The organism is Pectobacterium odoriferum (assembly GCF_009931295.1).
Lineage (GTDB): Bacteria > Pseudomonadota > Gammaproteobacteria > Enterobacterales > Enterobacteriaceae > Pectobacterium > Pectobacterium odoriferum.
On sequence record NZ_CP034938.1, the window covers coordinates 4,385,310 to 4,394,787 of the forward strand.

Annotated in this window: 21 protein-coding genes; all 21 read right to left on the minus strand. The window is 48.8% G+C overall.

Features of this window, described 5'->3' with window-relative positions; all coding sequences use genetic code 11:
* Positions 1 to 621 (minus strand): 30S ribosomal protein S4, encoded by a 621-nt coding sequence (gene rpsD, locus EO763_RS19740; protein ID WP_010286047.1) that lies wholly within the window; start codon positions 619 to 621, stop codon positions 1 to 3.
* Positions 622 to 651: 30 nt separating this feature from the next.
* Positions 652 to 1,041, minus strand: a complete 390-nt coding sequence (gene rpsK / locus EO763_RS19745) for a 30S ribosomal protein S11 (RefSeq protein ID WP_002919257.1) — start codon at positions 1,039 to 1,041, stop codon at positions 652 to 654.
* Between the two features lie 16 nt (positions 1,042 to 1,057).
* On the minus strand, positions 1,058 to 1,414 hold the full coding sequence (rpsM, locus tag EO763_RS19750; protein ID WP_010286058.1) for a 30S ribosomal protein S13: 357 nt from the start codon (positions 1,412 to 1,414) through the stop codon (positions 1,058 to 1,060).
* A gap of 146 nt (positions 1,415 to 1,560) precedes the next feature.
* Complete coding sequence (rpmJ, locus tag EO763_RS19755) at positions 1,561 to 1,677, minus strand: 50S ribosomal protein L36 (protein WP_002227352.1); 117 nt, start codon at positions 1,675 to 1,677, stop codon at positions 1,561 to 1,563.
* Between the two features lie 33 nt (positions 1,678 to 1,710).
* Complete coding sequence (gene secY / locus EO763_RS19760; RefSeq protein ID WP_010286083.1) at positions 1,711 to 3,042, minus strand: preprotein translocase subunit SecY; 1,332 nt, start codon at positions 3,040 to 3,042, stop codon at positions 1,711 to 1,713.
* A 7-nt stretch (positions 3,043 to 3,049) separates the two neighbouring features.
* Positions 3,050 to 3,484, minus strand: coding sequence for a 50S ribosomal protein L15 (rplO, locus tag EO763_RS19765; RefSeq protein ID WP_010286086.1), 435 nt, complete (start codon positions 3,482 to 3,484; stop codon positions 3,050 to 3,052).
* 3 nt (positions 3,485 to 3,487) lie between these two features.
* Complete coding sequence (gene rpmD, locus EO763_RS19770; RefSeq protein ID WP_004846568.1) at positions 3,488 to 3,667, minus strand: 50S ribosomal protein L30; 180 nt, start codon at positions 3,665 to 3,667, stop codon at positions 3,488 to 3,490.
* A 5-nt stretch (positions 3,668 to 3,672) separates the two neighbouring features.
* On the minus strand, positions 3,673 to 4,173 hold the full coding sequence (gene rpsE, locus EO763_RS19775; protein ID WP_005970257.1) for a 30S ribosomal protein S5: 501 nt from the start codon (positions 4,171 to 4,173) through the stop codon (positions 3,673 to 3,675).
* A gap of 14 nt (positions 4,174 to 4,187) precedes the next feature.
* Complete coding sequence (gene rplR / locus EO763_RS19780) at positions 4,188 to 4,541, minus strand: 50S ribosomal protein L18 (protein WP_010286111.1); 354 nt, start codon at positions 4,539 to 4,541, stop codon at positions 4,188 to 4,190.
* 9 nt (positions 4,542 to 4,550) lie between these two features.
* The gene (gene rplF / locus EO763_RS19785; protein WP_005970259.1) at positions 4,551 to 5,084 is read right to left on the minus strand and encodes a 50S ribosomal protein L6; all 534 of its coding nucleotides are present in this window, start codon (positions 5,082 to 5,084) and stop codon (positions 4,551 to 4,553) included.
* Positions 5,085 to 5,097: 13 nt separating this feature from the next.
* Entirely contained in the window at positions 5,098 to 5,490 is a 393-nt protein-coding gene (gene rpsH / locus EO763_RS19790) for a 30S ribosomal protein S8 (protein ID WP_005970261.1), read from the minus strand.
* Between the two features lie 33 nt (positions 5,491 to 5,523).
* A complete protein-coding gene (gene rpsN / locus EO763_RS19795; RefSeq protein WP_010286114.1) occupies positions 5,524 to 5,829 on the minus strand; it encodes a 30S ribosomal protein S14 in 306 nt (101 codons plus the stop codon).
* Positions 5,830 to 5,842: 13 nt separating this feature from the next.
* Positions 5,843 to 6,382, minus strand: coding sequence for a 50S ribosomal protein L5 (rplE, locus tag EO763_RS19800; RefSeq protein WP_005970265.1), 540 nt, complete (start codon positions 6,380 to 6,382; stop codon positions 5,843 to 5,845).
* Positions 6,383 to 6,396: 14 nt separating this feature from the next.
* On the minus strand, positions 6,397 to 6,711 hold the full coding sequence (gene rplX / locus EO763_RS19805; RefSeq protein WP_005970267.1) for a 50S ribosomal protein L24: 315 nt from the start codon (positions 6,709 to 6,711) through the stop codon (positions 6,397 to 6,399).
* Positions 6,712 to 6,721: 10 nt separating this feature from the next.
* Positions 6,722 to 7,093: a 50S ribosomal protein L14 gene (rplN, locus tag EO763_RS19810; RefSeq protein ID WP_000613954.1), complete on the minus strand. Its 372-nt coding sequence runs from the start codon at positions 7,091 to 7,093 to the stop codon at positions 6,722 to 6,724.
* Positions 7,094 to 7,254: 161 nt separating this feature from the next.
* Complete coding sequence (rpsQ, locus tag EO763_RS19815; protein ID WP_010286161.1) at positions 7,255 to 7,509, minus strand: 30S ribosomal protein S17; 255 nt, start codon at positions 7,507 to 7,509, stop codon at positions 7,255 to 7,257.
* A complete protein-coding gene (gene rpmC, locus EO763_RS19820) occupies positions 7,509 to 7,700 on the minus strand; it encodes a 50S ribosomal protein L29 (RefSeq protein WP_005970272.1) in 192 nt (63 codons plus the stop codon). Before rpmC ends, rpsQ begins: the two co-directional genes overlap by 1 nt.
* Positions 7,700 to 8,110 (minus strand): 50S ribosomal protein L16, encoded by a 411-nt coding sequence (gene rplP / locus EO763_RS19825; RefSeq protein WP_005970273.1) that lies wholly within the window; start codon positions 8,108 to 8,110, stop codon positions 7,700 to 7,702. The genes rpmC and rplP overlap by 1 nt, the downstream gene beginning before the upstream one ends.
* Positions 8,111 to 8,122: 12 nt before the next feature.
* Positions 8,123 to 8,824 (minus strand): 30S ribosomal protein S3, encoded by a 702-nt coding sequence (rpsC, locus tag EO763_RS19830; RefSeq protein WP_005970274.1) that lies wholly within the window; start codon positions 8,822 to 8,824, stop codon positions 8,123 to 8,125.
* A gap of 17 nt (positions 8,825 to 8,841) precedes the next feature.
* Positions 8,842 to 9,174: a 50S ribosomal protein L22 gene (gene rplV, locus EO763_RS19835; protein ID WP_005970275.1), complete on the minus strand. Its 333-nt coding sequence runs from the start codon at positions 9,172 to 9,174 to the stop codon at positions 8,842 to 8,844.
* 14 nt (positions 9,175 to 9,188) lie between these two features.
* Complete coding sequence (rpsS, locus tag EO763_RS19840) at positions 9,189 to 9,467, minus strand: 30S ribosomal protein S19 (protein WP_004929772.1); 279 nt, start codon at positions 9,465 to 9,467, stop codon at positions 9,189 to 9,191.
* Between the last annotated feature and the right edge of the window lie 11 nt (positions 9,468 to 9,478).

The following is a 9,478-nucleotide window of genomic DNA, read 5'->3' on the forward strand; positions in this document are numbered from 1 at the left end:
TTACTTGGAGTAAAGCTCGACGATCAGGTGTTCATTAATGTCCGCAGACAGATCGGTACGTTCAGGAATACGTTTGAACACACCTTCCATCTTGGCAGCATCAACTTCCAGCCAAGTTGGCTTTTCACGCTGTTCAGCCAGCTCCAGAGCGGCTTTCACGCGAGATTGCTTTTTCGCTTTCTCACGGATGCTGACTACGTCATTCGGGGATACCTGATAAGAAGCGATGCTAACAACGCGACCGTTTACCATGATAGCTTTGTGGCTTACCATCTGACGTGCTTCAGCACGAGTGGCACCAAAACCCATACGATAAACAACGTTATCCAGACGACCTTCCAGCAGTTGCAGCAGGTTTGCACCTGTGTTGCCTTTCAGACGTGCAGCTTCTTTATAATAGTTACGGAACTGACGCTCCAGAACACCGTAGATACGGCGAACTTTTTGCTTTTCACGCAACTGTACACCATAGTCAGACAGACGCGGTTTACGCGCACCGTGCTGGCCAGGAGCTTGTTCAATTTTACACTTGGAATCGATCGCACGAACACCAGACTTCAGGAACAGGTCGGTGCCTTCACGACGGCTCAGCTTGAGCTTAGGACCCAAATATCTTGCCATTTTCTTTCTCCAACAATCCTAAAAGCGGCGTTATACGCGGCGCTTTTTCGGCGGACGACAACCGTTATGAGGGATCGGAGTCACATCAGTAATATTAGTGATGCGGAAACCAGCCGCGTTCAATGCGCGGATAGTAGACTCACGGCCCGGACCAGGTCCTTTAACCATAACTTCCAGGTTCTTAATACCGTACTCTTTCACGGCCTCTGCGCAACGTTCTGCAGCTACCTGAGCAGCGAACGGCGTAGATTTACGAGAACCACGGAAGCCGGAACCACCGGCAGTTGCCCAACCCAGCGCATTACCCTGACGATCAGTAATGGTTACGATGGTGTTGTTGAAAGAAGCATGGATATGAGCCACACCGTCAGAGACTTGCTTTCTTACACGCTTACGTGCACGAATAGGTGCCTTTGCCATTATTCAATCACCCCGATTATTTCTTGATCGGTTTGCGCGGACCCTTACGGGTACGGGCGTTAGTCTTGGTACGCTGACCGCGAACCGGCAGACCACGACGATGACGCAAACCACGATAAGTACCAAGGTCCATAAGACGCTTGATGCTCAGGGTAACTTCACGACGCAGATCACCTTCTACAACAAACTTGGCAACTTCGTCACGCAGCTTATCGATTTGCTCTTCAGACAGCTCACTGATCTTAACATCTTCGGCAATCCCTGTTGCAGCACAAATAGCCTGCGACCGAGTTTTACCGATACCGAAAATCGACGTTAACGCAATAACGGTATGTTTATGATCAGGAATGTTAATGCCTGCTATACGGGCCACTATGCACTCCTACAATTTTATACAGCAACACCATTCTGAAAAGCCCGTTTTCAGGATACTCAAATAATGTTGCAGCTACATACAAAAGATTGGCTGGCTAATCTAGCCAGCTCAATCCAACTTTGCAAGAAAAATATGCGAGATAATCAGCCTTGACGCTGTTTATGCTTCGGCTCGGCACTGCAGATCACACGAACGACACCGTTACGCTTAACAATCTTACAGTTACGACATAGTTTCTTGACGGAAGCACGAACTTTCATTTTTACTCTCCGTAACTTCTCAAGCTCACCTAATTAACGGTTATAGCCTTTCAGGTTTGCTTTCTTCAATGCAGACTCATATTGACTCGACATCATCAGAGTTTGCACTTGAGCCATAAAGTCCATGATGACAACAACAACGATCAATAAAGATGTACCCCCAAAATAGAAAGGTACTTTCATTGCGTCACGCATAAACTCCGGGATCAGGCAGATAAAAGTAATATACATCGCACCAATCAGAGTCAGTCGAGTCATCACTTTATCGATATATTTCGCCGTTTGCTCTCCCGGACGAATTCCTGGCACGAATGCACCGGACTTCTTCAGGTTATCTGCTGTTTCGCGTGGGTTGAAAACCAACGCAGTGTAGAAGAAACAGAAGAAGATGATTGCAGACGCATAGAGTAACACATAAAGCGGTTGTCCGGGCTGCAAATACAGCGAAATAGTTGTCAGCCAGTTCCAACCGGTACCGCCCCCAAACCAAGATGCAATCGTGGCTGGGAACAGAATAATACTGGAGGCAAAAATTGCAGGGATAACCCCAGCCATGTTCACCTTCAGCGGTAAATGCGTACTCTGTGCTGCATAAACACGACGCCCCTGTTGACGTTTTGCATAGTTAACGACAATACGACGTTGACCACGCTCAACGAAAACAACGAAGAAGGTTACTGCAAACACTAAAACTGCAACCAACAGCAACAGGAGGAAGTGCAGGTCGCCTTGCCGAGCTTGCTCGATGGTATGGCCAATGGCCGGCGGTAGTCCCGCAACAATACCAGCGAAGATTATGATCGAGATACCGTTACCGATACCACGTTCCGTAATCTGTTCTCCCAGCCACATTAGGAACATTGTCCCAGTAACCAGGCTCACAACAGCGGTAAAATAGAAAGCAAAACCTGGATTTATCACCAAGTCTTGCATTCCAGGCATATTCGGCAAACCGGTAGCAATACCGATCGACTGGAATATAGCCAATACCAAGGTACCGTAGCGGGTATACTGGCTAATCTTACGACGGCCAGCTTCCCCTTCTTTCTTTATTTCAGCCAACGCAGGATGAACCACCGTCAGCAACTGGATAATAATCGACGCCGAAATATACGGCATAATACCCAGTGCAAAGATAGAAGCACGGCTGAGAGCACCACCAGAGAACATGTTAAACATTTCAATGATGGTGCCTCGCTGCTGTTCAAGCAATTTGGCAAGCACAGTGGCATCAATACCAGGAATTGGGATAAAAGAGCCAATACGGAAAACAATTAGCGCACCGATAACAAACAAAAGTCTGCGCTTCAGTTCACCAACTCCGCCTTTAGCACTTTGAAAATCTAATCCTGGTTGCTTAGCCATCTGCTACTTATTCCTCAATTTTACCGCCAGCAGTTTCGATAGCAGCACGAGCACCTTTAGTGACACGCAGACCACGAATCGTTACCGGACGAGCAACTTCACCAGACAGAATCACTTTCGCGAACTCAATCTGAATGCCAATAACATTAGCGGCTTTCAGCGTATTCAGGTCAACCACGTCGCCTTCTACTTTAGCTAAATCAGACAGACGAACTTCTGCCGTGATCATCGCTTTGCGAGAAGTAAAACCGAATTTCGGCAGACGACGATATAAAGGCATCTGACCACCTTCAAAACCACGACGTACGCCACCGCCAGAACGAGAGTTCTGACCTTTGTGACCACGACCACTGGTTTTGCCCAGGCCAGAACCGATACCACGACCTAAACGCTTCGGTGCGTGTTTAGCACCTTCGGCCGGAGACAGAGTATTTAAACGCATCTGTTACTCCTCTACTTTAACCATGTAGGAAACCGCGTTGACCATACCGCGAACCGCAGGAGTATCCTCACGTTCAACTGTATGCCCAATACGACGCAGACCCAGGCCAAGCAGTGTCGCCTTATGTTTCGGCAGACGACCGATTGCACTACGGGTTTGAGTAATTTTAATAGTCTTTGCCACGGTCATTACCCCAGAATTTCTTCAACGGATTTACCACGCTTGGCAGCGACCATTTCCGGGGACTTCATATTGGCCAAACCATCAATCGTTGCACGAACCACGTTAATCGGGTTAGTGGAACCATAGGCTTTAGCCAATACGTTGTGAACCCCTGCAACTTCCAAAACGGCGCGCATTGCACCACCGGCAATAATACCGGTACCTTCGGAAGCTGGCTGCATGAACACACGAGAACCCGTGTGAGCACCTTTAACTGGGTGCTGCAGGGTGCCGTTGTTCAGCGCGACATTCATCATATTGCGACGGGCTTTTTCCATCGCTTTCTGGATCGCTGCTGGAACTTCGCGAGCTTTACCGTAACCAAAACCAACGCGGCCGTTGCCATCACCCACTACAGTCAGTGCGGTGAAGCTGAAAATACGACCACCTTTAACGGTTTTAGATACGCGATTTACCGCGATCAGCTTTTCCTGCAGTTCGCCAGCTTGTTTCTCGATGTGAGCCATCTTACACCTCTACCTTAGAACTGAAGGCCAGCTTCACGGGCAGCATCTGCCAGTGCTTGGACTCGACCATGATATTGGAAACCGGAACGATCGAAAGAGACATCTTTGATGCCTTTTTCTAACGCGCGTTCTGCAATAGCTTTACCTATTGCACTTGCAGCGTCTTTATTACCGGTAGACTTCAGTTGTTCAGCGATAGCTTTTTCTACAGTAGAAGCGGCTACCAGGACTTCAGAACCGTTCGGTGCAATGACCTGCGCATAAATATGGCGTGGAGTACGATGTACCACCAGACGCGTCGCACCCAGTTCCTGGAGCTTGCGGCGTGCGCGGGTCGCACGACGGATACGAGCTGCTTTCTTATCCATAGTGTTACCTTACTTCTTCTTAGCCTCTTTGGTACGCACGACTTCGTCGGCGTAACGGACACCCTTACCTTTATAAGGCTCAGGACGACGGTAGGCGCGTAATTCCGCAGCAACCTGACCAATAACCTGCTTATCAGCACCTTTCAGTACGATTTCAGTTTGGCTTGGGCATTCTGCAGTAATACCTGCCGGCAGTGCATGCTCTACTGGGTGAGAAAACCCGAGAGACAGGTTAACCACGTTGCCTTTAACAGCAGCACGGTAACCAACACCAACCAGTTGCAGCTTCTTAGTGAAGCCTTCGGTAACACCGATAACCATTGCGTTCAACAGAGCACGAGTGGTACCCGCCTGGGCCCATCCGTCAACGAAACCTTCGCGCGGAGCGAAAGTCAGAGCGTTGTCAGCTTGTTTCACTTCAACAGCATCGTGGATCTTACGACTCAGCTCGCCGTTTTTACCCTTAATCGAAACATCCTGACCGTTGAGTTTTACCTCTACGCCGGCAGGAATGACGACGGGTGCTTTTGCAACACGAGACATTCTTTCCTCCCGATTAAGCTACGTAGCAGATAATCTCGCCACCAAGACCAGCCTGGCGAGCTGCACGATCAGTCATAACACCTTTAGAGGTAGAAACAACTGCGATACCCAAACCGGCCATAACTTTTGGCAGCTCATCTTTTCTTTTATAGATGCGCAGGCCTGGACGGCTTACTCGCTGAATGCTTTCTACCACTGCCTTGCCCTGGAAATATTTAAGTTCTAATTCCAGAACTGGCTTGGTGTCGCCTTCGATTTTGAAATCTTCAATGTAACCTTCTTCCTTCAGCACGTTGGCAATTGCCACTTTCAGCTTGGAGGAAGGCATGGTGACCGCAACTTTGTTCGCGGCTTGACCGTTACGGATACGGGTCAGCATATCCGCGATCGGATCTTGCATGCTCATCTGTCTTTACTCCCGTGATTCAATTGGTGACAATTACCAGCTAGCCTTTTTCAGACCCGGAATTTCACCGCGCATAGCGGCTTCACGGACCTTGATACGGCTCAACCCGAACTTCCGCAGGAAAGCGTGCGGACGACCAGTTTGGCGGCAGCGATTACGCTGACGAGACGGGCTGGAATCACGCGGCAGAGTCTGCAGCTTAAGAACTGCATCCCAACGATCTTCGTCGGATGAGTTCACACCAGAGATGATAGCTTTCAATTCCTCGCGTTTAGCGCGGTATTTTTCAGCCAGTTTCACACGAACAACTTCGCGTGCTTTCATGGATTGCTTAGCCATTAGTAACCCTACCTTACTTGCGGAATGGGAAGTTAAAGGCGGCCAACAGCGCACGGCCTTCATCATCGGATTTCGCAGTAGTGGTAATGGTAATGTCCAAACCACGAACGCGATCGACTTTATCGTAGTCGATTTCCGGGAAGATGATCTGCTCACGCACACCCATGCTGTAGTTACCACGACCATCGAATGACTTGGCGGACAAGCCACGGAAGTCACGAATACGCGGTACAGCAATGGAAATCAGACGCTCAAGGAACTCCCACATGCGTTCGCCACGCAGAGTTACTTTACAGCCGATCGGATAGCCCTGACGGATTTTGAAGCCTGCAACAGATTTGCGTGCTTTGGTGATCAACGGTTTTTGACCGGAGATTGCTGCCAGATCAGCTGCTGCGTTATCCAGCAGTTTCTTGTCAGCGATCGCTTCACCAACACCCATGTTCAGGGTGATCTTCTCGACCCGAGGGACTTGCATGACAGAATTGTAGTTAAACTCAGTCATGAGTTTTTTAACTACTTCGTCTTTGTAGTAATCATGCAGTTTCGCCATCGTACTACTCCAAATTACTTGATAGTTTCGCTATTAGATTTAAAGAAACGGACTTTTTTTCCGTCTTCGAATCTAAAGCCTACACGGTCAGCCTTACCAGTTGCCGCATTGAAGATTGCAAGGTTAGAAACTTGAATTGCAGCTTCTTTTTCAACGATGCCACCGGGTTGGTTCAGGGCCGGAACCGGCTTCTGATGTTTTTTAACCAGGTTAATACCTTCAACAATGACCTTACTAGCAGACAGGACATTTTTTACTTTACCGCGCTTACCTTTATCTTTACCGGTTAGCACAATAACTTCGTCATCACGACGGATTTTCGCTGCCATGATTCGCTCCTTAAAGTACTTCTGGTGCCAGAGAGATAATTTTCATGAACTTCTCATTACGCAGTTCACGAGTTACCGGCCCAAAAATACGCGTACCGATAGGCTGTTCGCTGTTATTGTTTAAAATAACGCAAGCATTGCCATCGAAGCGAATGACAGAACCGTCCGGGCGACGAACACCCTTCTTGGTGCGCACCACTACCGCCTTCAGAACATCGCCTTTCTTCACCTTACCGCGAGGAATTGCTTCCTTGATGGTAATTTTGATGATATCGCCGACGCCTGCGTAGCGACGGTGCGAGCCACCTAGAACCTTGATACACATTACGCGACGTGCACCGGAATTATCGGCCACGTTCAGCATAGTCTGTTCTTGGATCATTTTAGTGCTCCGCTTGTCAACTACTACTCTAGGACCCTTTCGGGCCATTAAATACCCCATAATTGAGGGCGCAGCATTATAACACCGCTTCCTTAGTATGGGTAGAAAAAATAAACGGCCCTTTGCAGAGCCGTTTATCATAAGAGAAGAGCGCTACTTTATTACAGAATCGCTTTCTCTACAACGCGAACAAGTGTCCAAGACTTATTTTTGGACAGCGGGCGGCATTCGCGGATTTCAACCACGTCACCGATACCGCATTCATTGTTCTCGTCATGTACGTGCAGCTTAGTCGTACGCTTGATGAATTTACCGTAAAGCGGGTGTTTCACAAAACGTTCGATAGCAACAACCATGGATTTCTCCATTTTGTCGCTTACAACACGACCTTGCAGAGTACGGATTTTATCGGTCATTACGCACCCGCCTTCTCAGTCAGTAAAGTCTTAACACGTGCAATATTATGACGCACTTGTTTTACCAGGTGAGTCTGTTGCAACTGACCACTGGCAGCCTGCATACGCAGGTTAAATTGCTCACGCAGCAGGCCGAGCAGTTCAGTGTTCAGCTCTTCGACGCTTTTTTCACGCAGCTCATTTGCTTTCATTACATCACCGTCTTAGTTACAAAGGTGGTTTTGATAGGCAGTTTCGCTGCTGCCAGTTGGAATGCCTCACGGGCTAACTCTTCCGGCACACCGTCCATTTCGTACAGGACTTTACCTGGCTGAATCAAGGCAACCCAATATTCCACGTTACCTTTACCTTTACCCATACGAACTTCAAGCGGTTTCTCGGTGATCGGTTTGTCCGGGAATACACGGATCCAGATCTTACCTTGACGCTTAACAGCACGAGTCATGGCACGACGTGCAGCTTCGATTTGACGAGCAGTCAGGCGACCGCGGCCAACAGCTTTCAGACCGAAAGTGCCGAAGCTAACATCCGTACCCTGCGCCAGACCACGATTGCGGCCTTTGTGCACCTTACGGAATTTTGTACGCTTTGGTTGTAACATCAGCGACTCTCCTTACTTGCGGCCTTTACGCTGCTGCTTTTTAGGTTGAGCAGCCGGTTTTTCCGGTTGTTCAACGGCAGCCATACCACCCAGGATCTCACCTTTGAAGATCCACACTTTCACACCGATAACACCATAAGTGGTGTGCGCTTCGGAGGTGTTGTAGTCGATATCCGCACGTAGTGTGTGCAATGGAACACGACCTTCACGGTACCATTCGGTACGCGCGATTTCAGCGCCGCCAAGACGGCCACTTACTTCAACTTTAATACCTTTAGCGCCCAGACGCATGGCGTTCTGTACCGCACGCTTCATAGCACGACGGAACATCACACGACGCTCCAGCTGAGAAGTGATGCTGTCAGCAACCAGTTTTGCGTCCAGTTCAGGTTTACGAACTTCTGCGATATTGATCTGTGCAGGTACGCCAGCGATATCCGCTACGACTTTACGCAGTTTCTCAACATCTTCACCTTTTTTACCGATCACGATACCCGGGCGAGCAGTGTGAATAGTCACACGAATGCTTTTTGCCGGACGTTCGATAACGATACGAGAAACGGAAGCCTTCTCCAGTTCCTTCGTCAGGTATTTACGAACTTTAAAATCGCTGTCCAGGTTGTCAGCGAATTCTTTGGTATTCGCATACCAGGTAGAGTTCCAAGGTTTGACAATACCCAGGCGAATACCATTAGGATGTACTTTCTGACCCATTGCTAGTCTCCAGAGTCTCAGCGATCGGACACAACCACAGTAATGTGGCTGGTACGCTTCAGGATGCGATCCGCACGACCTTTAGCACGCGGCATAATGCGCTTCATGCTTGGGCCTTCGTCAACGAAGATTTTCGCGACTTTCAGATCATCAATGTCAGCGCCATCGTTGTGTTCTGCGTTAGCAATAGCAGACTCCAGCACTTTTTTAACCAGACCAGCAGCTTTCTTGTTGGTGTAGGTCAGAACTTCCAGAGCTTGCGACACTTTCTTACCGCGAATCAGGTCTGCCACCAGGCGAACCTTTTGAGCAGAAGAACGAGCGTGGCAATGTTTAGCGATAGTTTCCATCTCTTCCTCCTACCTTAGCGCTTCTTGGCCTTTTTGTCGGCCGCATGGCCGCGATAAGTACGAGTCGGCGCGAATTCACCCAGTTTGTGACCGACCATTTCATCGGAAACAAACACCGGAACGTGCTGACGACCATTATGGACAGCGATGGTCAAACCGATCATATTTGGAAAGATCGTTGAACGACGGGACCAAGTGCGCAAAGGCTTCTTGTCTCCGCTTTCCACCGCTTTCTCTACCTTCTTCAGCAAGTGCAGGTCAATAAATGGACCTTTCTTGAGAGAACGTGGCATGGTTTATCCTC